Source organism: Campylobacter concisus (genome assembly GCF_002912895.1).
Taxonomy (GTDB): Bacteria; Campylobacterota; Campylobacteria; order Campylobacterales; family Campylobacteraceae; genus Campylobacter_A; species Campylobacter_A concisus_G.
On record NZ_POZX01000039.1, the window covers coordinates 45,827 to 72,742 of the forward strand.

Here is a 26,916-nt window from a genome sequence, read left to right on the forward strand (position 1 = left end):
CTTACTTCCTTAAATTAATTTTTTCTTCTATCAATGCATCTGTATAAATAGCAAAACCACTATTTATTTTTCCGTCTATTTCGTAGCTGCCGCCACTTGCTATTATGCTGTTATTTCTTAAAAATCTAAAAAATAAACTATCGTAATATCTCATTTTCGAGTAATATAGCGGAACTATTCTTAAATTTTTATATTCTAAAGCGCTAGCTAAATTTCTCAAATTTTCAAGCGGTTCTTTTAGTTTGCTTGGAGAAATTTTAATCACTTCATCCAGTTCATCAACTGACTTTAAAAGAGCAAGAGCGCTTAGCCATGGAACATTTTGAGATAAAATTTTCTCCATTTGTCCATTTTCAAAAATTTCAATAGGCACGCTTAAAATTTCACAAATCACTCTTGGAATTTGTATATTGCTCACTTGCAAAAATGTATCCATTTTTAGCTCATTAAGAAGCTTTGCTACGATATTTATACTTTTTAAAACATCATTTTCACCGATTAGCTCGGCTCCGATTTGATAAATTTCTTGACTTGGATAGCGAAAGACTGGCTGGATATAAAACCATCTTTTTGATTCGTTTGCCTTTAGCCTTCTAAGCACGATCCTTACAGTATCTACCGTACTATCAGCTCTTAGACTTATTTCGTGATTTAGGCTATCGCTAAAACGCAAAAGATTTGTCGCATCTACACTTAAATGCTGGTGATATGAGAAAAATGGTGTTACGATCTCGCTAAAGCCTTCATTTTCTAAAATTTCACTAGCTTTTTGCTCGATCTGCCTCTTTAGCTTTGCGCTACTGGCAAAGTATAGCTTGCTTCCATTTGGGATTTCATGCTCATAAACATTTAAAGCATTTTCATTCATTATTTATTCGCTCCACTCAAATTTAGATCATCATCGCATAATAAAATTGCCTCATTAGCTAAATTTATTACGTTCTCTTTGTCTATTTTTACAAGGATCGTATCTAAAATTTCAGCTAATTTTTTATTTATTATTCTGATATCATCTACTTGATTTGCTATTTTGCTTTTTAATTTTTCGCTTATTTTTTCATCGCATTTAAGTAAATTTATCAAACGAGTCATAAGCTCTTTTACGCCTACTATTTTGCAAAGCATATTGTAGTTCTCATCATCTTGAAAATTTCTTACATTTAGCGGAGATGATAGAGCAAATTTAAATTTGAGCACATCATCCAGGCTAAGCTCTGGCGCAAAAAGCCGTCCTTGAAATCTACTAAAGCCAAATCCGACAAAAATTTCAAGCATGCTTTTATCTTCTAAATTTTTTATCATGACATCAAAATCAAATGTATCTGATACATACTTTATCATGCGTATGGTCTTTAGCGCTTCTACTGAGTCAAAAATTTGTTTGCAAAATCTTTTATCTATATTAAATCTGTTTGTTTTTAACATACCTAACGCTTCTACTGAGCCCGAATAAGACGCAAAATCATCAAGCGAAAAGCTAACGCCTAGCTCCTTATAAGCATCGATATATCTAACAACATCATCTAAATTTACGCCACTTGCAGAGTCAACGATATCTATGATTAGCCCATTAGCGTCTAGTTGCTCATCTTCTAAAAGCTTTTTAAATTTCTCAAAAAACTCAGAGGTCATTAGCTTTTTAATGCATAAATTTACTCTAACTTTTGCATTTATTCCCTCTTTTAGCCATACAGCCCTAGCTTTTAAAGCATCTTTTAGTGTAAATAATGCGATAGCAACAACTGCTTTTGAGCCTTTTGCAAGCGGCAAAAAGTCTGATGGCCTTAATATCTTATCGCCATTTTTCCATCTAATAAATGCCTCAAAGCTGCTAACTTCCCCGCTTTTTATATCAATCTCAGGCTGATATAGTAAGAACATCTCGCCAGCATCGATAGCTTCAATGATCTTTGAGTCATCTCTATATTCATTTTTAAAATATGTATCTTTTTTAGAATTAAATACATAATATTTATTTTTTCCATTAAGCTTTGCTTGATACATAGCCCAATCAGCTCTTTCAATTAGATCATCAACGCTAAGTGCATCGCTACTTAAACTAATACCAATACTTACGCTAAGTTTTTTCTCATCATCATCAATAGAAATTTTACCCTGACCCACTCTTAAGATGTTCTCAGCAGTTTCGTAAATTTCTCCCAAATTTTCATAAGGCATAGCACCTATAAACTCGTCCCCGCCTATTCTTGCAAATATCCCTTGTTTTGGGAAAATTTCATCTATTTTTTTTGAAATTTCTATTAGGATTTTATCGCCTACTTGATGTCCGTATCCGTCATTTATCGATTTAAAATTATCGAAATCGACATAAAAGGCTGCTACTTTTAAACTTTTTTTCGCTTGTTTTAGTAGATTTTCTAGCTTATTAAAAAGCAAAAATCTATTTGGCAGCCCAGTTAGCGTATCGTGATACGCGATAAATTCGAGGTACTCTTTATTGTAGCAATCATCATTTGCGCTTGAAGCTAATAAAATATATCCCTCTTGATCGCCAAACGCGTTTAAAAGCTTGCTTATACTTATGACTTCGAGTCTATTTCTGCTTCGAACATCATGAATAAGACCTTGCCAAAAGCCAGTTATTTTAAGTGAATTTAAAATTTCATCTTTAATATCTTTTAGTCCGTTTTTAAAATTTATTATATCTTTTGAGTAAATTTTCTCTATAAAATTTTTATCTCTAGAAATGTCAAGCGTATCGAAAAAAGCGTCATTAGCATCTATGATTCTAAACTCATCATCAAGCATAATAATTTGCTCTTTTGCGTATGAGAAAATTTTTGCTAAAAGGTCTTGATAAGAAAAAAAGCTATTTTGCACACTAAGATCTTGCATTGTGCCCTTTATGACGCTTGCTTCACCATCATAAAAAGCTATTGCTTTTGCTCTAATCCTCACATAAATAATCTCTTTATCAGCCCTATAAAAACGCACTTCGCCATCATATACTTCATCTTTTTTTATAAGATCAAAAAAGTCCTTAAAGCTTACAAATTCATCTACAAATATAGTTTTCGCACGTTCAAAATTTATACTCATATCCCCATTTAATGCATATCCGAGCGACTTGGCAATAGCATTTGGGATATAAAGCGTGTCGCTTTTTTTATCCCATGAAAAGACAAGCGCTTGGCTTGCCCAAAGTATGCTTTGAAAATATTTTAATTCAGCATCATATTTTTCTTGTAACTTTGCTATATCACTTAAGTCATTAAAAAAGTAGATGATTTTTTGCTCTTTATCAGCACCATTATCTATAAATTTTACTTTTATCTTAAATGGCGTTTTGTTGTTTTCATTTGTTTGCATATTGGCTACGAGATTGATTTCGCTATTTTTGCCGCCATTTTCAAAGAATTTTTTAGATTCATTAGAAACATTTACAGCAAACTCATCTAAACTTTCAGGGCTTATTAGATTTTTTAAATTTATAAGCTTATTATCTTGTGGGACTTTAAAGACATTATCGATATTTTGCGTACTTCTTACGATAGAAAATGGATCGCTACTTAATGCTTCTGCTATTACATTTGGCGATAAAAACGAATAATCATTTATTGCTTCGTTATCCTTTTTCGTAAATTTTCCATCGTCAAGCTCGTGTATAAGCATAAAATTTAGCCTAGAATCTCTTAGCTCGATCTGCGACTCTTGTAAAAATCCCTCTTTAGTGCCGCCATCTTTTGTTCTTAGCTTGATTTTAAAACTCATATCGCTATTTTGAGCGTCTTGTTTCATTTGCATAAACAATGCAAAATCACCATCTATTAAATCATTTAAATTTAGCTCTATAATCTCATCTTTTGTGTAGCCAACGGAAGATAAAAATGCATTACTAGCATCAATAATATCGCCGCTATAAGCATCATAAACTACTATTTTCAAAAAGCTTTGCTCAAAAATATAGCCAAATCTACTTTTGTATTCTTCTAGCCCATCAGTTGCTTTTTTGGTTTCTATCTTTAGCTTGTTTATTCCATTTTTTATATCTTCAAATTCTGTTACATTAAGGCTTCGTCTTATCTCATATTCATTGCCATATAAAGTATCTCTTACCTCTTTTAAAGCTGGCATTATTCTATTTTTTATAAATTTCACATCTCTAACCCATAAAATCAAAGAAGATATAAAACAAAAGATCGATAGCCAAAATAACACAAACTGCATAAAGATATGAAAATGCTTCGTTGAAGCGGTAATAACAAAAATTTTATACTCTGTCATATAGCTTATGAGATAAAAGCTCATATGGCTTAAAGAAAATATTATTTTATCCTCTTTAAACTCATCGCCAAGACTCACATAAGGTAAAAACATCGATTCATCAAATTTTTTATAAAACTCATCTCTTGATAAATTTCCATATTTATCTACCAGATAAGCATAAGTTTTACTTTTATCATCGTAATCTACATTGGTGTAGCTTTGCAAAAATTTTATATCAATTTGAACTAAAATACTGCCTCCATTTTTTAGTCCATAAGATGCATAAATATCTTTAAAACGATTATTTTTATAGACTCGATCTGATACTGTAAATTTCCCAGCATCTGCCTCGTTTAAACTAAGCCACGATAGATCCTTTTCGGCCATGTCATCAGCACCTAAAAATCTCTTTGAATAGAGTAAATTTCTATTTTTATCAAAAACGTAAAAAGCTACATAAAGATCGTTTTTTGTTGAATTTTTATCAAATAGCATATCACTAAGACCTGCTTCAACCATTTTTGATTTTAAAAATAGATCATTTTTTATTATAAAAAAGCTATTTGAGATTGATGATTTTATATTTGAATTAGTTGAGCTAAGATCATACTTTATATCGTTCGTACCAGCACAAACTACAAATAATGCTAAAAATATAAATGAGAGTAAAAGTAAAATAGACTTTGTATAAAACATTTTTACTATTTGAAGGCTGGTTTTTTGTTTCTCAAGCACGATAGACACCTCGTTAGTTTAGGTTTTGGCTCTGATTTTATCCCATTTTTACTTGATTTGGGTTTATAAAGGTAAGTATTTATTTAGAATTTATTGATTTATTTAAAATTGAGCCAAAAATTTATTTAAAATTTGGCTCAAATATCTTAACAAATCCAAGTAACGATATCAGAAATTTCTCTGCGAAGTTTTTTTGGTTGTGGATTTAGGCGGTAGCCAAATGGAACCATGATAGCCACTCTTTGAAAGCTCTCATCAAGCCCTAAAAGTTCATTTAAAGCATGTCTATCAAAGCCTTCTATCGGGCAACTATCAATGCCCAAACTTGCAGCTGCATTCATCATATTTGTGGCGATTATCATGCATTGTTCATGTGACCACTGAAATGTTAGCTCATCATCATTTTTAAAATTTGCAAGCAAAAAGTCATGGTAAAATTTTTGCCTTGCAGCAATGGCTTCAGGATCTTTATTGGTATTTCTAGCGATCATTTTATTAACGTATGCACTTCCAAATTTTACCTCTTTGATCTTAGCTAAAACGACAACTAAATGCGAGCAAGATGTGATTTGCGCTTGATTCCATGAAAGAGCTTTTATTTTTTCTCTAAGCTCTTTATTTTGAACGACTAAGATATCCCACTGCTCAAGGCCAGTTGAACTAGGGCTTAGTCTACCAGCCTCTAGTATAAAATCAAACTCTCCAGCACTGATTTTTTTGCTCTCGTCAAAAACTTTGCAAGCATGACGAAATTTTAAAATTTCAAGATAATTCATCATCTCTCCTTTGTAGTTTTTGAAATTATAGAATGGTTAAGTAAATTAAAAGATTTTACTAACGCAATGAGACAGCATGCTATTTAAAAATTTATCTTAAAAATATACCAAACTCACTCTTTGGCACCGCAGAGCCAACGATAGCTGAGCTTTCATAACCCACTTCTTTTAAACGCTTTACTGCAAGCATCGCGTCCTTTTCACCAACTGCAAGCAAAAGTCCGCCTGAAGTTTGTGCGTCAAATAGTAAAATGTCAGCTTCTTTATCTACAAAATGCTTTGCAAATTCGCGGTTTTTATAGCTTCCTTCTGGAATAATGCCCATATCTGCAAATTCCTTTGCGCTTGCAATGATTGGCACGTTTTTTTCATAAATTTCAAAACTGATCTTTTCATTTAGCATTTCGCTTAAATGTCCCAAAAAGCCAAATCCAGTCACATCAGTAGCGCCGTAGACTTTGATGTCATCAAGTGCCTTTAATGCATAAAAATTTAGCTGTGCCATGATAGTTGCAGCCTCTTTTATCTGCTCCATGCTTAATAAATCAGCCTTTATTGCTGTGCTTAAAATGCCGCTTCCAAGGGGCTTTGTAAGTATCAAAACATTGCCATTTATGGCAGTATTATTTGCCCAAAATTTATCAGGATGAACCCTTCCAGTGACGCTAAGCCCATAATACATCTGCTGTGTCTCGATCGTATGCCCGCCAACAATAATGCCACCACACTCTTTTACTTTATCGGCTCCGCCTTGCAAAATTTCACCTAAAATTTCAGGTGCCAAGTTGCAGCTATCAAAACCCACGATATTTAGAGCATTTATCACCTCACCACCCATTGCAAAGACGTCGCTTAGGCTATTTGCAGCAGCGATTTGACCGTAAATAAAAGGATCATTTACCACAGGCGTTATAAAATCAAGAGTTTGAACAAGTGCAAGATCACTTGAAATTTTAAAGACACTCGCATCCTCATTAGAATTGGTGCTTGAGAGCAGATTTGGATGAGATAAATTTAAACTACTAATCGTTTTGTTTAGACCCGACGGGTCAAGCTTAGCAGCTCAACCAGCGGCTCTAACGAACTGCGTAAGCTTTTTGTCGTGATAGATCATAATTTGATTTGCTCGTAAGTTGAGAGTATGTCGATGATCTCATAAGCATTTGAAATTTCGCCAATCGCAAGATCGCTTACTAGCTTATAAGCCTCCAAGCAGCTTCCGCAGCTTAAAATTTTAACACCAGCAGCTTCAAGATCTTTAAGCGGCTTAAAGCTTGGATGTGAGCGATTTGTTGTCATCTTTACAGCGTTATTTACGCAGATTATTATCTTTGGTTTTTTCTCAACTTGAAGAAAAGCTCCTAGGAATTTTGATAGTAAATTTATGCCAACTTCGCCACTTCCCGCGCGCTCTTCATTTAGATAGAGTACTTTATTATTTTTTGGTGTTATGTCGCAGACAAACTCATCAAAATTTGTAAGCTCAAGCGCATTTTTACCTTTTGTAGCTAAAATTTTAGTTTCGTTGCCATTGCTTTCGAGGCTAAAGTTTATATTTTGATTTTTTAAAAATCTTGAAATATTTTCTTTTGGGGCTAGTGCATTTACCAAAATTTCTAAGCTTTCGCCTTCACTTAAACTATCAAGTGCATTTTTTGTCATTATGACTGGTTTTGGGCACTCTAAATTTCTACAATCAATTGTTGTCATGATTTTTCCTTTTGCTATTAGTATTTCAAACCTTGAAACTAGTTTGGATTATAGCCAAAAAAATATTAATTATTTTAAAAATTTTAATGTATAAATTTGAGATAAAAGAGAGCTTTGACCCCGCTTACTAGCAAGGTCAGAGTAAAGTTAATTATTTTAAATTTGTATAAGACTTTTCATAATCAGATACTGGAATTTTATTCTCTCTAACGAGCTCTTGATACCAGTAGTGATGAAGAACATAAACTTCTTCTTCCTCTTTATATCCAGTAATCATCGACCAAATAGCACCATGAATAGCAATAGCTGCCATATAAATATGAACCAAGAAAAATACTGCACATGCGATGCCAAGACAGTTATGGATAATTACGCTGTATCTTAAAAGATCAATTTGTGTAAGACCAAACCAAGAAGCAACTGCTGGCTCTTTGAAGTCTAAGAAATACATAATCGCACCAGTAATTATCATAACGATACCACCAGGGATAGCGATCCAGTACCATGCTTTTTGACCAGCATTAAATTTACCAGCCGGAACAGGTCTCTTTTTCTTTGATAAATAGCCACCAACTATCATCATCCATCTGATATCATAAATTGCCGGAAGCATTCTCTTTGTCCAGGTAAATAACATAGGAAGCACAGAAACAGCAAAGATAACAGTTGCCGTATCGTGCAAGTATCTACAGAAACGCACAAATGTTCCACCGCCAAGCTCTGCACCCCACATAATGATGATACCAGTTGGCACTAAAATGATCCATGAGATAGCTGCCAAACCATGAGCTATACGTATGATCAATGAAAAAGCAAATACCTTTTTACCATCATGACTAAAATGTTTTGGTCCAATGATTAAAAAGTGTAATGCAAATGCTCCAATAACAGCCAAAATGATAGAAAGTGCTGCTATTGCAAAATAATCATTACCTTGGATAAAAGTAAATATCGGCCCCCAGCTATGCTCATAAGGCTTGATATTTTCTATCCTCTGTGCTGCCCAAATGGTGCTGTCAAATTGATTGACGCCAGTTGGTCCCTCAATGGCCATTGCCGCAACAGACAATGTAAAAAGTAGAGTAAGAATTCTCGTCATTTTATTCCTTTATTTGCATAAAACTTAATGATTTGAGCTTTTAGTTAAATATGCTAAAATCACATAGTTATGCTGTTTTAGCTGCTATTATATCAGAGCTAATCACAAGTAAACCTTAGTAAAAAAAATTACTAATAATTTGATAAAATATATTTAAGTTTTGTTAATTTTTTACTAGAATATACCTAAAAATTTATTATCTAAATTTTAAAAACAATTTTCAGTTATCTCAATTTTTTAGATAAAAATTCTTTCAAAATTTATATTTTCCCCTTTATTTCTTAAAAATTTAAACTAAAATATCAAAGTATTTTTGAAATTTCTATCCAAAAGGCAGAGCGATGAATCTATTTTGTCTTCTTTTTGATGATTACGAGACACTTGATCTCATGGGTCCTGTAGAGTTTTTAGCAAGAGTACCTGGAATAAATCTAAATTTTGTATCGTTTAATGGTAAAGCAATAAAAAGTAAGCAAGGCTTTGAAGTAAAAACAAAAAAGCTGGTCACTTTACCAAAAAATAGTATTTTGCTGGTACCTGGTGGTCAGGGCATAAGGATTTTAGTAAAAGACAACGAGTTTATATCACATCTTAAAGAGTGTGTTTTGGCTTCAAAATTTTGCCTTAGTGTCTGCACTGGCTCAGCTTTGCTAGCTTGCACTGGAGTACTTGATGGGCTAAAAGCCACATCAAATAAAAAGTCGTTTGAATGGGTAAAACAGTGCCGTGATGCCGTAAAATGGCAATCACACGCCAGGTGGGTAAAAGATGGTAAATTCTACACCGCCTCAGGTGTAGCCGCTGGCATGGACATGGCTTTTGGCTTCATAAGTGATCATTTCGGTAAAGAATTAGCTCAAAATATCGCAAATGAAACCGAATACAACTGGCAAAAGAGTGCAAAGATAGACAAATTTGCCAAAATTTATGGATACTAATCTGTAAAAATTTTATAGATATAAATACAAATGAGCTTTTAGTATTTAGCAGCCAGAAACTAGCCGCAACACCAGCTATTAGTTTCTACGCCTATACTCTTCGTAGTCTAGCTCTCTAATCATCTTTATCTCGCCATTTTCTTTTAAAAGCAGTAGATCTGGCAGTTTTATGCCGTTAAATGTCGTATTTTTTACGATAGTGTAGTGAATTTGATCTTCAAAGATGACTCGGTCATCGATTTTTAGCTCGCTATCAAATTTATACTCCGCATCGCCCGCTTCAAGCCCTACTATATCGCCAGCTAGGCAGGTATTGCCGCCAAATCTATAAGCAAATTTGCCATTTTTACTCTCGCCTCTAACAGCTGGACGGTAAGGCATAAGCACGGTATCTGGCATGTGTGCCTCGGCTGATGTGTCAAGGATAGCGATATCTTTTTCGTTATGCACGATGTCAAGCACACTACTTATCAAAAAGCCAGTCTGCCAGCCCACAGCCTCACCAGGCTCTAGATATACTTCTACACCATATTTCTCGCGGAAGCGTTTGATGATATTTATAAGTAGCTCCACGTCGTAATCAGCCCTCGTGACGTGATGTCCTCCGCCCATATTTATCCACTTCATCTTTGGTATAAACTCCCCAAATTTCTCTTCAAATGCCTCTAACACGGTTTGTAAGCTACTCGCACTCTCCTCGCAAAGTGCGTGAAAATGAAGCCCACTTATGCCATCAAGAAGCTCTGGCTTAAAATTTTCTCTTGTGATGCCAAGCCTGCTAAATTTGCCGCATGGATTATAGCTGTCAGTTGGGGCTAGTGAGACTTCAGGATTTACGCGCAGGCCGCAGATGATACCATTTTCTAGGGCAATACCCTTAAATTTTTGCCACTGCGCAAAAGAGTTAAATGTAATGTGCTTTGAAATTTTTAAAATTTCATCGAAATCCTCATCCTTAAAGGCTGGACTATAAGTATGAATCTCGCCTTTTACGTATTCACTTGCAAATTTTGCCTCATAAAGCCCACTGCAAGTCGCACCATCAAGATAAGAGCCAACCATATCCATCACTCCGCTAAATGCAAAGCCCTTAAGTGCGACTAAAATTTTAGCTCCACTTTGCTCTTTGACATATTTTAAAAGCTCTAAATTTTTACGCACTTTTGCCTCTTCGCAGACGTAAGCTGGAGTTTTTATGCTCTTTAAAATTTCGTTCATTTTTGCTCGCTTTTTAAATTTTTAAATAAGTATATCTAAATTTATTTTTAAGTAAAATCAGCAAAAATCTCAAAGGATAAAACGTGATAGAGATCGAATTTCTTGGGCCTATCGGGCTTGAAAATATAAAAGTAGAAGCAAAAAATCTAGGCGAAGTAAAAGCGGCTTTAAGCCAGAAAGAAGAGCTTAAAAAATGGCTAAATATCTGTGCGGTTGCCGTAAATGACGAGATCGTAAGTGATATAAATTTCGCTCTTAAATCAGGCGATAAAATTTCTATTTTGCCGCCAGTTTGTGGGGGCTAAGATGCAAATTTATAATGGAAGCTTGGACGTTCAAAGCATCACAAACGAGTGGTATGATAGGTTTAAGGATAAAAACTACGGCGCGCTCATCACTTTTGTAGGCATAGTAAGAGAAGAGGGCGGAATTTCGGCGCTTAGCTTTGATATTTATGAGCCGATCCTTAAAAAATGGCTAGATGCTTGGCAGGAGCGAGCCAAAAAAGAAAATGCCTACGTACTTTTTGCTCACTCAAAGGGCGATGTGGCAGTGCATACGAGCTCTTATGTTGCAGGCGTTGTGAGCCCTCAAAGAAAGGTTGCGCTAAGGCTTATAAACGAATTTGTCGAGGACTTTAAGGCCAATGCGCCGATCTGGAAATATGACGTCATAAACGGCGAGAGAATTTATGCAAAAGAGCGCAGCCAAGCGATAAATGGTGCTGGAATTTTAGCTTAAAAGGAAAAATGATGATAACAAAAGAGAGTAAAAAAGATGTATTTTGGGCGCTAGCCTTTGGGCTTGGACTTTTTATATTTAGCATCATTGGCTACTTTTATCTAGCTCTTGGCACAGCGTCTCTCTTTGGCATCATCATTGGCGCTCTCTCAGCGTTCTTTTGTGTTAGAAAAATTTTTCAAAACAACTTTTTACGTATTGAAGATGATGGATTTATCATCACAAAAGGCTCAAAAAGCATAAAATTTTACTTTAAGGATATCGACGAGATCGCCATTAAGAGCTTTGGCGATAAGAAAAAAGTTGAAACTTTGAGCGTGAAATTTAAGAAAAACCGTCTTGATAGAGATGCTTGCTTTGGATTAGTGCAACCACTAGGTGATGATTTGATCATCATTTTTGATAAATATGAACTCTCAAAATTTACCATTTCAAAAGAGCTAAGAGATAGGCTTAATAATTTTAGAGCCTAATTAAATCGACCTATGATCTAAAATTTTTATATAACAATTATCAAAATTTTATACATTTTTCACATTAAATTTACACCATTTAGCTACTCTTGCAAAAATAAAATCAAGCATTTTATCTACAATAGACTCGTAATTATGGATTAAAAATTTAAAGGATGACTTACATCAACTTTTATAAAGGGTTTTGCTACTACAATTCTGATAAAAGAAATCATAATTATATCTTTAAAAGGAGTTTATATGAGGCCCATTTTAAGCCTAGCAGTTCTTTCATCGCTGCTTCTAGCAAATGAAGCAAATTTAGACATTATAAAGCCTATTAGAGAATTTGCACCGCCACCAGTCATCACGCCAAATATTGCACAAAGCGTCTTTGTGGAAAATCAATTTGACCGCACTCAAAGAAGCGAATATCCATTTGTTACAAATTTGCTTGATGACTCAGCTGATATGTTTCATATCTCAGCTGGAATGTATGGCAAGAGCTTTTACAATTCATCGCTTTTTAAATATCGCGGCGCAAATTTTTACACCATTTTAAATGCAAATTTCACCAAAGCAAATAATTATAAAGATGGAAGTGGCAAAAAATGGAACTATGGCTACAATAGACAAGGTCAAAGCGCTATCTTAGGCTTCGTGCCAAATGATCTTAGCGAGCTTAGGCTTACGTTTTTAAGGGACAATATCGATAAAGACAAGCAGCCAGAGCACGTGATGGATGCCTTTAAAACGACAAGAAAAGTTGGCAAGCTAAATATTAGATTAGGCGAGGAAGATCTTTCAAATACGCTAAATTTTGAATTTGTCCTAAAAAAAGTTGAGCGAAAAGCTGATAATTTTCATCTAAGAGATGCCACTCCAAATGTGAAAGTGGATTTAAAGAGAAATATATTTGAGACAAATCTAAAATATGACGCTGACTTTGCAAGCTTTCACAATCAAATAGGCGCTGGCTTTGAAAAAGATAAACATGATGGCAAAAGATACCTAAAACGTGGCTCTACTTGGGTATTTAACGGATACAGATTTGCTGATGTTAGAAATGATAAATTTATGCTCTTTGACACACTTGCTTATAAATTTAATGAAGCAAACGAAGCCTCTCTTGCCTTAAAATATGAAGAGCAAAGAAGTAAATTAAATGGCATCGACACTAAATTTTTCGCACCAGATCCAGCCATTAGTACGACTCGCGGGCTACTTCGCCAAATTTACGGTGAAGACGTAAGTGATAAGATCAAAAAAGACGCTTTTAGCGCAAGTTTAAAATATAAATTTACACCAAATGATAAGGATAGCTACTTTGCAAAACTTGAGAGTTTATCTCGCTTGCCAAGCAATATGGAGCGTTTTAATACACTTTATGGTGCAGGCGATAACGGCTGGATAGCAAATCCGAATTTAGAGCCAGAAAGACACAATAGAGCGGTTCTTGGCTTTAAATTTGGCAGCCAGTTTTACAAAGAATACCTAAACTCTTTGCAAAACAAAGATGCTTTTAGCTTTGGAGGACATTTCATCGCTGATAGCGTTAAAAATTTGATTATTTTTGATAGACGTCATTCAAAAGCTGCCATGCAACCAAACAAAAACGCTGTCATCTCAAGAAATGTTGATGCAACGCTTTATAGTGTAAATTTCAATACAGAGTATAGCTTTGCAAGGCACTTTGGCTTAAAAAGCTCACTTTACTACAACTACGGACAAAACAAAACCGATGGCAGACCGCTTTATCAAATAAGACCTTTTGAGGCAAATTTTGCATTTGATTACAAAGACTATGCAAGCTTTGGCAGCTATAATCTTGGCACCGCACTAAGGCTAGTTTCAAAGCAACCTAGAGGCGATTTTAGCAAGCAAAATGGCTTAGGCATCGATAAAAAAGAGGCTGCAAAAGGATTTGGTTTGCTCGATCTTTATGGCGGCATAGAGTTTAAAAATAAAGTTGGCATAAGATTTGGCGTAGCAAATTTATTTGATAAAGATTATGCAGAATTTATCAGCGGTGATCACGTAGCAGCACTTGATCCAGTGGTCGTTCATGCCCCTGGCAGGACATTTTTCATTAGCTTTCACAGCAGTTTTTAAAGGAGAAAAAGATGTTAGATAGAAGAAAATTTTTAGGACTTAGCACAGCTTTAGGCGTTAGCGCATTTGCACCAAATTTATTTGCAAAAGAGAGCTTTAATATGTGGGGCGCGCCAGCGATCCCAAGCGTCATAATGGCAGTTGCTGCACTGCAAGGCGAGTTAAATAAAACTTATGATGTAAGCCTAAATATCTGGAAAACACCAGATCAGCTGCGTGCAGGCGTAGCTAGTGGAGATATCAAAGTCACAATGTCGCCTTCAAATGTCGCTGCAAATTTAAGAAATCAAGGGCTTGATTTTGCGATGTTAAATTTACTGACCCTTGGCGTTATGAACGCTATGGTTAAGGATGAAAAGATCAAAAATTTAGAGGATTTTGTAGGCAAAAAGCTCATCATGCCATTTAGAGGCGATATGCCTGATCTTGTTTTAAGAGCGCTTTGCAAGAAGAGAGGCATAGACGTTAGCAAAATAGACATCACCTACACAGCAACGCCGCCTGAGGCTCTGCTTTTATTTTTACAAAAAGATTTTGACATTTTAATAGTTCCACAACCTCTTGGCGAAGCGACTATTTTGCGTGGCAAAAAAGCAGGCGTTAGCGTGCATTATTCAGTTGATTTTCCAAAAATTTGGGGCGAGAGCTTTGGTACAAAACCGATAATCCCAATGGCTGGCATTATCGTAGAAAGAGGCTTTTACGAGAAAAACTTAAATCTATTTGACACACTTCATAGTGATCTTAAAAATGCACTTTCTTGGATACTCGAGAATAAACAAAGCGCAGCAAAGATCGGCTCAAGCTACTTGCCAGCTCCAGAAGTAGCACTTGCAAATGCTTTTGACAAAGCAAATCTAACAGTAACAAAAGCAAATGAACTGCAAAATGAGATCATGGCGTTTTTTGAAGAAATTTATCAGTTTAATCCAAAATTTCTAGGCGGCAAGATGCCAGATAAAGGTCTATTTTTATGATACTAATTGATGGCATTAAAAAAGATCGCTCAAGCTTTTTAAAAATAATTGACTATTTTTGGGGCGGATTTAGCGGATTTGCCGTAGTTTTTTTGATCTTAGCCATTTGGCAAGTGGGAAGCGAGTTTAGCTCCCCACTCCTACTTCCGCCACCAAAAGATGTATTTTTAAAAGCCTGTGAAATTTTAAAAGATTATAAAAACAGCGAAATAAACATAACGCTTTGCAGATCACTAATCGGAGTTTGCTCGGCAACATTTTTTGGTATATTTTTAGGGCTAATAGCGGGTAGCTTTAAAAGTTTTGCAGCCTTTTTAAAGCCTGTTATCACCTTGCTTTTGTCGATGCCACCAATTATTTGGATAGTGCTTGCTATTTTTTGGTTTGGATTTGGAAATTTTAGCACCGTTTTTACTATCTTTATAACCGTTTTACCGCTTACTTTTGCAAGCTCAGCAGTTGCTATGAGTAGCGTAGATGAGGAGCTAAAAGAGATGTTTGATGCCTATCATTTAGGCTTTTTAAAAAAGATAAAACACCTTTATATCCCACATCTTACAAGCTATATCATAAGCTCTGTTAGTGTAGCTGTTGCAATGGGTGTAAAAATAGTCATAATGGCTGAACTCTTGGGTGCAAATAACGGCATGGGAGCAAAGATAGCAAATGCAAGGGCGATGCTTGAAACAACCGAGGTAATGGCCTATGTTCTTTTAAGCATCACTCTTATCATGCTTTTTGAGTACCTCATCATCGAGCCATTAAAAATAGCTTTGATGCCTTGGAGAAGATGATGCTTGAGCTTAAAAATGTAGAGTATGAAATTTTAAGAGATAAGGTCGTAAGGAATTTTAGCCTAAATGTAAAAGGTGGCGAGGTGGTGACACTTTTTGGGCCATCAGGATGTGGCAAGACGACGATACTTAGGCTTATTAGCGGACTAAATGAGCCTAGAAAAGGGAAAATTTCTAATAGCTTTAAAAAGACTACATATTTTTTTCAAGAAAATCGCCTACTTACATGGAAAAATGCTCTTGAAAATGTACTTTTAGTTATGGACAAACCAGACATTAACGCTGTTTTAGAGCTTTTTAAAAAGGTTGGATTAAGCCAAAAGGATACTTTAAAATACCCAAGTGAGCTAAGTGGCGGCATGAGACAAAGAGTCGCTTTCGTAAGAGCGGTCGTAACAAAACCTGATCTGCTTTTGATGGATGAGCCTTTTTCGGGGCTTGATTATGATATGAAAGAAATTTTAATTGAAATTATTGGCCAAAGAGTAAGTGAAGGTATGAGTGTGGTTCTTGTCACACACGATAGAATGGAGGCTGTAAAGATGTCAAATAGAATTTATTTCCTATCAAGTAAAGGCGCAGTTATACAGAGAGAACTTGAAATAGACAAAAATTTTAAAGAGCGCGATTTTACGTTTATTAGCAAGATGATAGATGAAAATTTTAAAGGGCAAATTTATTATGATTAATAACTTTTTTACTTATCCTATGAGGATATTTTTCTTAATGAGCGCCGCCTGTGCGGTGCTTGGTGCTAGTGTGTTTTTTACTCCAACTGATTTTGTGAGTTTGCATAAATTTATATTTTTGCAACTTTTTTTAGCGCTTGCTTATGCTGGATTTTTGCTAACTGGATTAACTGATTGGACAAATTTTCAAGCATCTCTAAAAATACACGCCTATATATTATTTTCACTCTTTTTTACAAGCTTTATCTTGGCATTTTTTAGCCTATTTTTAGCACACTGCTTTATTGCTCTTTTTTGGCTTTACTTGGTTTTGCTTTGCCTTTATATGATCTGGCGGGATAAAAACGATGATCAATTTGGCGTACTTGGCTTTTTGTTTGGCATTTTAGGCTTTGAAATTTATTATCTAATAAGCGGCAACGAAAAATTTCTAAATTTACAAGTTTTTATCCACGTAATCGCTATCTTACTCATCTCCTACCGCGTTAGTGTCGTGCTTGGAAAAGAAGCATTAAAAAGAGAAAAAGGTATGGATGAAGCTGTTTTTGTGCCAAATTTTATCTATAAAAATATCGCTATTTGCTGCGTTTGTGCTTTTTTACTTTTAAATATATTTTTTGAGGAAAGCATGGGTGTCTATTATGCTGCGATAGCTTGTGGAAGTGCGGTACTTGCAAAGCTTAAAGAATGGCACTATAAAGAGCTTTTTAGGCATAGTTTTGTGCTTTTATACTATTTTATGCAACTATTTTTAGCGCTTGGATTTTTGGGAATCGGCTTTAGCGGTATTTTTGGGCTCCATCTTGAAACAAATTTTATGCATCTAATAGCGATAAATGCAGTAATTTTTAGCGTGATGCTTATATTTAATGTCGCAGGACTTCGTCACAGCGGACAAGAACTTGAGTTTTTACGCCTTAGTAAAATTGCTTTTATTTTAGTTCTTTTAGCTGGCATTAGTAGAGGAATTTTGGCTTATTTTTGGAGTGGCTTTTACATTCATTTACCAGCAACATTCATAGCAATCGCTTTTGTTTTTTGGCTCATAAATTTTTATGTGATCTTTAGGGATAACGATTTTAGCGATGATCCAGAGTAAAAAGATATTAAAAATTTATTCATTAATTAAAAAGAATTTTTAAGTCTTTTTTGAAGTAAGTAGGTATATAATTTGCGATATTTATTATCAATATTATAAAAAGGATTCTTTATGAATAAACTTACTTCTGTTGCTTTAGCAGCTTCATTTTTTGCAGTTTCAGCTCTTGCATTTAGCGTAGAAGGTGAACCAAAGGTAACATTTACTGGTTACAAGCTAGCAAATAAAACAGCCGTACCAGGTACTTTTAAGACGATAAATTTTAAAAGTCAAGAAAATGCAAATTTTGCTGATTTTTTAAAGAGCTTTGAATTTAAGCTTGAGCCAAAAGATATCGATACAAAGCTGCCTGACCGCGATAAAAGGATTGGCATTATTTTCGATGGCAAGGCAGTAGATGGCAAGATCGTAGCAGTAAATGGCGATGATAAAGCCGGAGAAATGGATGTTGAGCTTAGCATAAACGGCAATTCAAAAATTTTTAAAACAAAATATGAAGTGCAAAATGGCAAGCTAGTAGCAAAATTTTCAGTTGATCTTGTAAATGATTTGAAGCTAAATGAAAGCTTTGATAAATTTGCTGCTGCTGCCAAACCATTTCATGGCGGAAAGAGCTATCCAGATGTAGATGTTGGCTTTGAAGCGGTGATAAAATAACTTTCAATTTCGGCGCCAGTAAGTTAGCTTGCGCCGAAGTTACCTCTTTATCCTAGTTTCTTATTCTGTGATACCGAAAAATCGAAGATGACGGATTTTTGATACAAAAAAGCAGCGAGAATGCGAAATTTTATTTTAAAGATATCGATGAAATCGGCATCCCCGAGATAGACGCCAAGCGCAGAATTAGTGTTTTTAATATAAAATTTAAAAAAGGTGGGCTAGCATACGACCTCATGCAGCCTACCGGCGATGATAATGCCGTGATATACGACAAATACGAGCTATCCAAGCACGAAGTTTTTAAAATTTAAAGCAGAAATTTGAGAAGTGTAATTAAAAATAATAAGGTTTAACAATGAAGGTATCTAAAGTGCGTATACAAGAATTTAAACGTTTTAAGGATTTAACTATTGATTTAGGAGATAGCCCAAAGAAAATCGTTGCTATTGTCGGCCCAAATGGTTGTGGTAAAAGTAGTGTATTGGACGCTTTTATTGCATTAGGCCCATCTTTTGGTGCACGTATAGGAACAGACCCATCCGGTAGTGTTAAGAATTATTTTTTTAGATCAAATAATAAAAATTTCTATGAACTAATTGATATAGATTTTGTTGTAGGTGGTATTGTTTATAGAAAGGATGAACTGCGTAATATAGAAAAATATAAAAATAGTCTAAATAGTCTATTTTCGTTTAGAAGCCCATATAGATATAACAATGATTTAAATATTAAAGAAATTAGAGCAGTCAGCCCAATAGAGGAAAATAGATATAGTGCTAGCTATTCCGTTAGCATTGATGAAAAAATAGAAGAAAACTATAGGGGACTGCTTGCATATTTTAATTCATATAGAGATGACAATGATTTAAAACCGTCTGAAGCTAGAAAACATGTTATAGACCAACTAAATAATTCAATTAAAAACTGTTTAGATTTAGAAATAGTTAGTATGGGAGAAGTTGAAGGTGGCAATGGCACTTTATTTTTCAAAAAGCCTGATTCTGATGTAAAATTTTCTTTCAATAGTTTATCTTCTGGCGAAAAAGAAGTAGTTGATATACTTTTAGATCTATTTTTGAGAAAAGAAAAATATAAAGGCTCTATTTATTTAATAGACGAGCCGGAGCTTCATATAAATACATGTATACAAAGAAATCTTATGAAAGAGATAAATAATCTAATAGATGATGAAGGTCAAATTTGGATAACAACGCACAGTATAGGTTTTTTAAGGGCCTTACAAACGGACTTTATAGGCGATAGTCAAATCATTAAATTTCATAAAAACATTAATCTATCCGATAAAATAGAACTAAAACCCATTGATAAAAACTATAATGAATGGAAAGAAATTTTTGAAACTGCCTTAGACGATTTAACAGGCTTAATTGCACCTAAAAGAATAATTTATTGCGAAGGGAGAGCAGAATTAAAAGATAGCTATGAAAAAGGATTGGATGCAAAGGTATTAAATAATATTTTCAATAAAAAATATCCAGATACTTTATTTGTATCAAGTGGTGGAAATACTGAGCTAGACTATAGAAGTAGAATAGCAATAGCCATACTTGGAAAAGTATTTAAGGACTTGGAAATTTGGGTATTTAAAGATAGGGATATAGCTTCAGGCGGCAATGTGAGTGAATTTGATAGGCAAGAATACCTTGATGGTCAAGAAAATAGCTTTAGAGTTATGAAAAGATGGGAAATAGAAAATTATTTATTTGATAAAGAGATTTTAAAGGCTTATTGCGACAAAAAGGGGTGCCAATTTGATGAGAGTAGGTATGATGCTGTAGTAACAGATGTAGTAAATAACAATGTGAAGGATAAGGGTGGAGAAATTAAAAAGTGTTGTGGCATAACGACGCCTATTAATATTGAAATCTTCAAAGAAAATTTATCAAATTTTATTTTACCAGACACTTTGGTTTATAAAGAGCTTGAAGACTGCATATTTAATAGAAAATAAAAGATGGTAAAGAATTTTACCATCTTGTTAGAATATTTCTTACTTTACTTCATACCTCTCGCCGGGTTTCATTTCGATTATCTCCCACGGCAATCCCTGTTTATTTAGCTCGTCCATGAAAGGCTTGGCGTCGAAATTTTCCATGTTAAAGACGCCTTTTCCACTCCAGATGCCTTTTGCAACCATCATTGAGCCGATCATCGCAGGTACGCCCGTCGTATAGCTCACCGCTTGCGCGCCCGTCTCGGCGAAGCAAGCCTCGTGGTCGCAGACGTTGTAGATATAGACCTGGCGCTCTTTGCCGTCTTTTAGGCCGCGGATCACGCAGCCGATGTTGGTTTTACCCTTCGTGCGAGGGCCGAGGCTTGCAGGATCAGGCAACAAGGTCTTTAGAAACTGTATCGGCACGATTTTCACGCCGTTATGCTCGACCTCGTCTATGCGCAGCATCCCCACGTTTTCTAGACACTTCATGTGAGTTAGGTAGCTCTGTCCGAAGGTCATGAAAAAGCGGATTCGCTTTAGCCCCTTGATGTTTTTAACAAGGCTTTCAAGCTCTTCGTGATAGAGCAGGTAGCTGTCCTTGACGCCGACTTTCGGATAGTCCCATTTGAACATTATTTCCATCGGCTCGGTCTCTTTCCACTCGCCGCGCTCCCAGTAGCGACCCCTTGCACTAACTTCGCGCAGGTTGATTTCTGGGTTGAAATTCGTCGCAAACGCATATCCGTGATCGCCCGCATTGCAGTCTAGGATGTCTATCTCATGGATCTCGTCAAAGAGATTTTGCTGCGCATAGGCGCAAAATACGTTCGTCACGCCCGGATCAAAGCCAGAGCCAAGAAGCGCCATGGTGCCCGCCTTTTTAAAATCCTCGTCTTTTGCCCACTGCAATTTGTATTCAAATTTAGCGGTATCGGGGTGCTCGTAGTTTGCGGTGTCGATGTATGGGATGCCGGCGCGAGAGCACGCGTCCATGAGGGTTAGGTCTTGATAAGGCAGCGCGACATTTAAAAGTAAATCGGCACCCGTATTTTTGATGAGCGCGACTACGGCATCGGTGTCGTCCGCGTCGATCTGGGCGGTGTCAATTTGCACGCCTAGGCGGTCTTTGATAAATTTGGCGATCGCGTCGCATTTGCTTTTTGTGCGGCTTGCAAGAGTGATCTTGCTAAAAACGTCCGCGTTCATCGCGCATTTTACGGTCGCGACTTGGCTCACGCCGCCCGCGCCTATGATTAAGATATTTGACATCTAAGCTCCTTTAAATTTTAGTGATTTTAGCAAAGTTAATATTAATTTTAAGAGACGGGGTGCAATTAATTATAAAGTTGGCTATGGCCGGCACAAAGTCTAACAAGAAAGACAAAAAACAGATAGCGCTAACACAGATAGTGGCATGTCGATTGACGGCGGCACAAAATTAAATTTACCTCCTGACAACGCACGATAATTTTTCTCTCAGATTCTATTTTTTAGTTTGAGATAGGTTGTATTAAGAAATAAGCTTAAATTTTTTAGGTTTAATTTTTTCACTAAAATTTGAGCGCCTAAATTTATCCTAAAGCATATCAACGATGTATTATCAAGTTGACTTGTTTTGGGTATAATCAGCATATTTAAATCTAAAAAGCTACCGCAACCGAGTTAAAAAACTTGGTGGATTAGCGCCTGGCAAGAAAACGCAAAAAGAGGCAACAATTATTGAAAATGGCAAGCAAAGACCGAATGAAAAAGAGATAGAAGCCTTAAGTCTTTTTTATAATAGATTTTATTTTTTATATGATGAAATTTCTAGTGAAAATTTCAAAACTCAAGAACCATGCTTTAGATTTTATAGGCTCAGAGAAGCATTTTCGGTATTTAAAGAGATTTCTAATTATGAACCAATTAAAGAATATTTAAAGTGGATGAAAAGAGGAGGACGACCTTTTTTTGAAGGAGTGATTGCCGATGATCTATTTAGTTTTATTAGAAACCTCTTATTGCACTTTCCTATTTTTGACACATGGGATGAAGTCTATATAAACAAAAGTCTTGCCACTTGGGATAAGGCTGGGCAAATAAATAAATTTCTCACCAAGGCAAAAGAATATAAAATTGATGATAAATCAGAGGTCAAATATAGAATATGGGAGACAAAAAAGAAGAAAATGACTTATTTTTCTGTTAAATTTCCCAGTGAATATAATGAAATAACAAATATTTATCTAAAAGATATAATCACAGAAGAGATGGGTATGAAATTTTGCGTGGCGCTAATGAGGCAGATAATTGATACTCAAATCGAGAATCCAGAAGAAGAAGACATAAAAATAATGTCACAAGTTTATTTGCCAAGAAATAATACTGATTTATGAGGCAATACGGGATAAAATTTGCTTTCAATCGTTACAATAGCGCGAAATTTTAAAGGTAAAAACATGAAGAAAATTTTGCCATTTTTAGCGCCTATTTGCCTCTTTGCAAGTAGCTGTGACGAGCTAATACAAGAGAGTGTGAGGGAGTTTTATAAAAGCGATAGAAATTTGGAGAGAGCCATAAATTTAGCCGAGCAAGCGACTGATGTCTGCTTAAAAGAGGGCAATACCGAGCAGGCGATCACTTCGCTCATAAATAGCGCTAGCATTTGCATGGTAAATAAAGAGCCACAAAAGGCGTTAGAGCTCTCACAAAGAGCCCTAGAGCTTGCGGCAAACGTTAGCGACAAGCTGCTACTAGCTCGCTCTTATCATAGCCTAGGTGCGGCACAAAAGGCGCTAGGCAGATACGACGAAGCACTTGCTAATTTTCAAGAAGCTCTAAAAATTTATGACAACGCGCCAAATGCCCCAATGAATGACGAACTCATCTGTATAAAAGGCATCGCTAGCGCCTACTACCTAAAAAACGACTTTGACAAAGCCCACAAAAACCACCTTTTAGCGCTAAATTTACTTGATATCACGCCGGAGTTAAGCGGCAACGAGCTTGTGCGATCAGAGCTTTTAGTAGAGCTTGCTAACGACCTAGCAAAGCTTAATCAAAAGGACGAAGCTACCCAAAACTACAAAAAAGTGCTTGAAATTTTAAATGGAAAAGAGCAAAATCCTCGCGCACGGGATCTTTTAGAGAGAGCTAACAAAGGGCTAAATGGGCTTAACTAAAGTTTTTCTTTAGACTTTTTAGCACGAAATTTGCAAGCTCAAGTCCCTTTGAGCGGTGAGAAATTTCAAGCTTTGTCTCATTATCTAGCTCGCCAAGTGTCTTGTTAAAGCCATTTGGGATAAAAAGTGCGTCGTAACCAAAGCCATTTGTACCCCTCTCCTCGTTTATCGCTTCGCCGTACATGAAGCCGTGCGTCGTGTAGTCGCCAAATTTTGAGCTAATAGCGATACAGGCGGTGTAGTGAGCTGGTGAGCTCTCTAAATTTAGCGCCTTTAGCTTGCTAATTAACTTTGCTCTGTTGTTTGCGTCATCTGCGTTCTTGCCGCATACCTTGCCATTTTCATCAAGGTCAAAATAGCGCGCAGAGTAGATCCCGGGCTCGCCACCAAGTGCATCCACACTAATGCCACTATCATCGCTAAGTGCAATAAATTCGCCCTCAAGCCCCTGCTCTTTAAGCTTTGCAAAGACGGCTCTTGACTTTATGAGTGCATTTTGCTGAAAGCTGCTGCCATCTTCAACGATCTCAAATGGCTTTACAACCTCGCTTAAAGCGTAAATTTCATAGCCTTTTAAAAACTCTTTTATCTCTTTTACTTTGTCTAAATTTGATGTCGCAAGCACGATCTTCATTGCAAGAGCTCCTTGATTTTTGGGCGTATTTTACAAAAAAGTAGATTAAATTTTTAAATTTAAATTAGCGTTAAAATGATAAACTTAGTCCTTTTAAAAATAAGGAAAATTTTATGTTAAAAAGCGTTTTACCACTATCTTTTATCATAGCAAGCAGATTTTTAGGTCTTTTTATAGTTTTGCCGGTGCTTAGCCTTTATGCCTTGAATTTACACGGAGCAAACGAGTTTTTAGTAGGGCTAATAGTAGGCGTCTATGCGATCTCACAGATGATATTTCAAGTGCCTTTTGGAGCGCTCTCGGATAGGATAGGACGCAAAAAAACATTAACGATCGGACTTTTGGTTTTTATCATCGGCTCAATAATTTGTGCACTTACAAGCGATATTTTTACCATGCTATTTGGTAGATTTTTACAAGGTGTAGGTGCTATCGGAGCAGTTGCAACTGCGATGATAAGTGACTATATAACAGAAGAAAAACGCTCAAAAGCCATGGCGATAATGGGCGCTTTTATAGGGCTTAGTTTCACACTTTCTATGGTGCTTGGGCCGCTTCTTGCCAAAGACTACGGACTTTCAAGTCTCTTTTATCTAAGTGCCGCTCTTAGCCTACTTTGCATTGTACTTCTTTACACCGTTGTACCAAAAGAGATAAAGGTGAGCGCTAAAAGTGAAAAAGTACCATTTGGTAAGCTTTTTTTACAAAAAGACTACATGATCATAAATTTCACCTCTTTTATGCAAAAGATGCTAGCAAGTATCGCATTTTTGGTGATCCCTATCGTTTTGGTAAAAGAGTATGGTTACGAAAGTAGCGAGCTTTACAAGGTCTATACACTTGGCGCCGTGCTTGGCTTTTTGGCTATGGGGCTAGCTGGCGCCCTTGGCGATGGCAAGGGACTTAGCAAGGTCATCTTGATAGCTGGTACGCTGCTTTTTGCTCTAACCTACACCATTTTTGCCATTAGTTTTACGCTTTTTATCTTCGTTTTGGGAGTTGCTATATTTTTTATAGGATTTAACCTTCACGAGCCCATTATGCAATCAACTGCAACAAAATTTGTAAAATCCTCACAAAAAGGCTCAGCCCTTGGTGTATTTAATTCATTTGGCTATCTAGGAAGCTTTGTTGGAGGTGCATTTGGTGGGTATATCTTGCACGCCTTTGGCTTTAAAGTACTCGCCATCATCTGCGTGGTGCTTTGCGTGATCTGGCTTGTTTTACTCTTTAGCCTAAGCGATCCAAGAATTTTTAAAAATATCTATCTAAACCCTGAAGTAAGCTTAAATTTAGAGTTACTAAATAGCCAAAAAGGTGTAGTCGATTATTACAAAAACGAGAAAAATCAAGTGATAAAATTTGACTCTCGCCTAACAAGCGAGGCTGCTTTAAAAGAGAGCTTGAAATTTTGATCTACGACGTCATAATCATTGGCGCTGGTGCTAGCGGACTATTTTTAGGAGCAAATTTAAAGGGTAAAAAGATTGCCATCTTAGAAAAAAATAACAGCGCTGGCAAAAAGATCCTAGCAAGCGGTGGTGGCAGATGCAACATCACAAACCGCTTCATAAGCGCTAAAAACTATATTGGAGAGCAAAAATTTATAGAGCAAATTTTAAAAGTACTGACTCCAAATCAAGTTTTAAAATTTTTTAGCGAGCTTAAATTTAGTGAGCAAAAGCAAAATCAATTTTTCTGCGATAGCGGTGCAAAGAGCGTCTTGAGCGTACTTTTAAAAAGGCAAAATGTAGATATTTTTTACAATAAAGAGGTTCTTGGCGCTAAAAAAGTAGATGAAATTTTTGAAATTTTGACAAAAGATGAAAAATTTAGAGCTAGAAATTTAGTCATCGCAAGTGGAGGATTAAGCTACAAAGCCCTTGGCGCAAGTGACATTGGTTATAAAATAGCAAATGATTTTGGCATTGAAACATCAACTCTTGCGCCTGCACTTGTTGGATTTAGCGTACAAAAAGATGAGTTTTGGTTTAAAGAACTTAGTGGCGTCAGCCTAAACGCAGACGTAAAGATAAATAGCAAAAACGAGAGCCATAAATTTAGTGGTAATCTGCTTTTTACACATAGGGGCATAAGCGGACCAGCGATACTAAATGCCTCGCTATTTTGGCAAAAGGGGCGAATTTGCATAAATTTTTTGTCCAAATTTAGTGAGAAAAATTTAATAGATGGCAAAAAGCAGCTTAGCTCGGTTTTGCCCTTGCCAAAAAGGTTTGTGCTAGAGTTTTTAAAAAATTTTAGCTTAAAAGATAGAGCCTTTTATGAATTTAGCGATGAAGAGAGACAAATCATAAAAAGGCTTTTTGCTTATGAATTTGCCCCAGCTGGGACATTTGGCTTTGAAAGAGCGGAAGTTACAAAAGGCGGCATAAAGAGTGAATTTTTAGATGAAAATTTACAAGCTTCTAACGTTAGGGGGCTTTATTTTATTGGTGAAGTCTTAGACATCACTGGCATGCTTGGCGGATATAACTTACATTTCGCATTTGCAAGCGCTCTAAAGGTGGCTAGGGTCTTAAATCTATGATCTCCTAGAAGTTAGCTAATTTTTAGACAAATTTTCATATTTTAAATAAGATAAATTTACTATGAAAGCAAGTTTTTTAAGCAATTTATTTAGAGTAATTTAGATGTTTAAAATTCATAATAAATACTTTAAAAAGATTTTATACCAAACAAAAGCAACGAATTTTGGAATAAATTTTATAGCCAAGCAAGCTAAACGTTAGGTTAAATTTACTTTAAAGTATAAGCAGCTCGGGAATATTAGATTATCAAACTTCTTTTATAAAGCTAACGGCTTCAAATGGGTTTGAGAAAATATGTTTACTAAATTTCTCCAAATCACTCTTTTGACCATATCCACAAGTTAGACCCACGCCTGTAATAAAAGCGGCTTGTGCAGCCATTATATCC

Annotated in this window: 25 protein-coding genes; 16 read left to right on the forward strand and 9 right to left on the reverse strand. The window is 35.8% G+C overall.

Features of this window, described 5'->3' with window-relative positions:
• Nucleotide 1 precedes the first annotated feature (1 nt).
• The 6 genes from CYP51_RS04915 to CYP51_RS04940 all read right to left on the reverse strand — a co-directional run bounded on the left by CYP51_RS04915 (nucleotide 2) and on the right by CYP51_RS04940 (nucleotide 8,547).
• Nucleotides 2-868, reverse strand: a complete 867-nt coding sequence (locus CYP51_RS04915; RefSeq protein WP_103624594.1) for an ATP phosphoribosyltransferase regulatory subunit — start codon at nucleotides 866-868, stop codon at nucleotides 2-4.
• Entirely contained in the window at nucleotides 868-4,962 is a 4,095-nt protein-coding gene (locus CYP51_RS04920) for a diguanylate cyclase domain-containing protein (protein WP_103624595.1), read from the reverse strand. Before CYP51_RS04920 ends, CYP51_RS04915 begins: the two co-directional genes overlap by 1 nt.
• A 146-nt stretch (nucleotides 4,963-5,108) precedes the next feature.
• Nucleotides 5,109-5,738 (reverse strand): NAD(P)H-dependent oxidoreductase, encoded by a 630-nt coding sequence (locus tag CYP51_RS04925; RefSeq protein ID WP_103624596.1) that lies wholly within the window; start codon nucleotides 5,736-5,738, stop codon nucleotides 5,109-5,111.
• 91 nt (nucleotides 5,739-5,829) lie between these two features.
• Nucleotides 5,830-6,852: a selenide, water dikinase SelD gene (gene selD, locus CYP51_RS04930; RefSeq protein WP_440588230.1), complete on the reverse strand. Its 1,023-nt coding sequence runs from the start codon at nucleotides 6,850-6,852 to the stop codon at nucleotides 5,830-5,832.
• Nucleotides 6,849-7,448: a sulfurtransferase-like selenium metabolism protein YedF gene (gene yedF, locus CYP51_RS04935; RefSeq protein WP_103624597.1), complete on the reverse strand. Its 600-nt coding sequence runs from the start codon at nucleotides 7,446-7,448 to the stop codon at nucleotides 6,849-6,851. Before yedF ends, selD begins: the two co-directional genes overlap by 4 nt.
• Nucleotides 7,449-7,599: 151 nt before the next feature.
• Nucleotides 7,600-8,547 (reverse strand): formate dehydrogenase subunit gamma, encoded by a 948-nt coding sequence (locus tag CYP51_RS04940; RefSeq protein WP_103624598.1) that lies wholly within the window; start codon nucleotides 8,545-8,547, stop codon nucleotides 7,600-7,602.
• Nucleotides 8,548-8,888: 341 nt separating this feature from the next.
• On the opposite strand from CYP51_RS04940, the gene CYP51_RS04945 reads away from it, so the two are divergent.
• Nucleotides 8,889-9,485 carry a DJ-1/PfpI family protein gene (locus tag CYP51_RS04945; protein WP_103624599.1) on the forward strand — a complete coding sequence of 199 codons (597 nt, stop codon included), beginning with the start codon at nucleotides 8,889-8,891 and terminating at the stop codon, nucleotides 9,483-9,485.
• A 78-nt stretch (nucleotides 9,486-9,563) separates the two neighbouring features.
• Here the strand turns inward: CYP51_RS04945 and nspC are convergent, their stop codons facing one another.
• Nucleotides 9,564-10,703 (reverse strand): carboxynorspermidine decarboxylase, encoded by a 1,140-nt coding sequence (gene nspC / locus CYP51_RS04950; RefSeq protein WP_103624600.1) that lies wholly within the window; start codon nucleotides 10,701-10,703, stop codon nucleotides 9,564-9,566.
• A gap of 83 nt (nucleotides 10,704-10,786) precedes the next feature.
• Here nspC and CYP51_RS04955 point away from each other — a divergent pair, with 83 nt between their 5' ends.
• The 11 genes from CYP51_RS04955 (at nucleotide 10,787) to CYP51_RS05005 (ending at nucleotide 20,199) form a co-directional block, all read left to right on the forward strand.
• Nucleotides 10,787-11,008: a MoaD/ThiS family protein gene (locus tag CYP51_RS04955; protein ID WP_087578320.1), complete on the forward strand. Its 222-nt coding sequence runs from the start codon at nucleotides 10,787-10,789 to the stop codon at nucleotides 11,006-11,008.
• 1 nt (nucleotide 11,009) lies between these two features.
• Entirely contained in the window at nucleotides 11,010-11,444 is a 435-nt protein-coding gene (locus CYP51_RS04960; RefSeq protein WP_103624601.1) for a molybdopterin synthase catalytic subunit, read from the forward strand.
• Nucleotides 11,445-11,455: 11 nt separating this feature from the next.
• Entirely contained in the window at nucleotides 11,456-11,917 is a 462-nt protein-coding gene (locus CYP51_RS04965) for a molybdate transport repressor (RefSeq protein ID WP_087576576.1), read from the forward strand.
• Nucleotides 11,918-12,157: 240 nt separating this feature from the next.
• Complete coding sequence (locus CYP51_RS04970; RefSeq protein ID WP_103624602.1) at nucleotides 12,158-14,008, forward strand: TonB-dependent receptor domain-containing protein; 1,851 nt, start codon at nucleotides 12,158-12,160, stop codon at nucleotides 14,006-14,008.
• An 11-nt stretch (nucleotides 14,009-14,019) separates the two neighbouring features.
• Nucleotides 14,020-14,985: an ABC transporter substrate-binding protein gene (locus CYP51_RS04975; protein ID WP_103624603.1), complete on the forward strand. Its 966-nt coding sequence runs from the start codon at nucleotides 14,020-14,022 to the stop codon at nucleotides 14,983-14,985.
• Entirely contained in the window at nucleotides 14,982-15,779 is a 798-nt protein-coding gene (locus CYP51_RS04980) for an ABC transporter permease (RefSeq protein WP_103624604.1), read from the forward strand. Before CYP51_RS04975 ends, CYP51_RS04980 begins: the two co-directional genes overlap by 4 nt.
• The gene (locus CYP51_RS04985; protein ID WP_103624614.1) at nucleotides 15,779-16,468 is read left to right on the forward strand and encodes an ABC transporter ATP-binding protein; all 690 of its coding nucleotides are present in this window, start codon (nucleotides 15,779-15,781) and stop codon (nucleotides 16,466-16,468) included. The genes CYP51_RS04980 and CYP51_RS04985 overlap by 1 nt, the downstream gene beginning before the upstream one ends.
• Nucleotides 16,461-17,567, forward strand: a complete 1,107-nt coding sequence (locus CYP51_RS04990) for an NnrS family protein (RefSeq protein WP_103624615.1) — start codon at nucleotides 16,461-16,463, stop codon at nucleotides 17,565-17,567. Before CYP51_RS04985 ends, CYP51_RS04990 begins: the two co-directional genes overlap by 8 nt.
• A 111-nt stretch (nucleotides 17,568-17,678) precedes the next feature.
• Entirely contained in the window at nucleotides 17,679-18,224 is a 546-nt protein-coding gene (locus tag CYP51_RS04995) for a hypothetical protein (protein WP_021090726.1), read from the forward strand.
• 98 nt (nucleotides 18,225-18,322) lie between these two features.
• Nucleotides 18,323-18,538 (forward strand): hypothetical protein, encoded by a 216-nt coding sequence (locus tag CYP51_RS05000; protein WP_258032792.1) that lies wholly within the window; start codon nucleotides 18,323-18,325, stop codon nucleotides 18,536-18,538.
• Between the two features lie 44 nt (nucleotides 18,539-18,582).
• Nucleotides 18,583-20,199: an AAA family ATPase gene (locus tag CYP51_RS05005; protein WP_103624605.1), complete on the forward strand. Its 1,617-nt coding sequence runs from the start codon at nucleotides 18,583-18,585 to the stop codon at nucleotides 20,197-20,199.
• A gap of 39 nt (nucleotides 20,200-20,238) precedes the next feature.
• Here the strand turns inward: CYP51_RS05005 and CYP51_RS05010 are convergent, their stop codons facing one another.
• A complete protein-coding gene (locus CYP51_RS05010; protein ID WP_103624606.1) occupies nucleotides 20,239-21,453 on the reverse strand; it encodes a saccharopine dehydrogenase family protein in 1,215 nt (404 codons plus the stop codon).
• 656 nt (nucleotides 21,454-22,109) lie between these two features.
• Here CYP51_RS05010 and CYP51_RS05015 point away from each other — a divergent pair.
• Nucleotides 22,110-22,559, forward strand: coding sequence for a hypothetical protein (locus tag CYP51_RS05015; RefSeq protein WP_219336681.1), 450 nt, complete (start codon nucleotides 22,110-22,112; stop codon nucleotides 22,557-22,559).
• A gap of 63 nt (nucleotides 22,560-22,622) precedes the next feature.
• Nucleotides 22,623-23,345, forward strand: coding sequence for a tetratricopeptide repeat protein (locus CYP51_RS05020; protein WP_103624608.1), 723 nt, complete (start codon nucleotides 22,623-22,625; stop codon nucleotides 23,343-23,345).
• On the opposite strand, the gene CYP51_RS05025 is transcribed toward CYP51_RS05020, so the two are convergent.
• Complete coding sequence (locus CYP51_RS05025) at nucleotides 23,338-23,979, reverse strand: non-canonical purine NTP pyrophosphatase (protein WP_103624609.1); 642 nt, start codon at nucleotides 23,977-23,979, stop codon at nucleotides 23,338-23,340. The genes CYP51_RS05020 and CYP51_RS05025 overlap by 8 nt on opposite strands.
• Before the next feature lie 113 nt (nucleotides 23,980-24,092).
• Between CYP51_RS05025 and CYP51_RS05030 the strand changes: the two genes are divergently transcribed.
• Together CYP51_RS05030 and CYP51_RS05035 are read left to right on the forward strand one after the other, a co-directional pair.
• The gene (locus CYP51_RS05030; RefSeq protein ID WP_103624610.1) at nucleotides 24,093-25,394 is read left to right on the forward strand and encodes an MFS transporter; all 1,302 of its coding nucleotides are present in this window, start codon (nucleotides 24,093-24,095) and stop codon (nucleotides 25,392-25,394) included.
• Nucleotides 25,391-26,527: an NAD(P)/FAD-dependent oxidoreductase gene (locus CYP51_RS05035; RefSeq protein ID WP_103624611.1), complete on the forward strand. Its 1,137-nt coding sequence runs from the start codon at nucleotides 25,391-25,393 to the stop codon at nucleotides 26,525-26,527. Before CYP51_RS05030 ends, CYP51_RS05035 begins: the two co-directional genes overlap by 4 nt.
• Nucleotides 26,528-26,916: the final 389 nt, after the last annotated feature.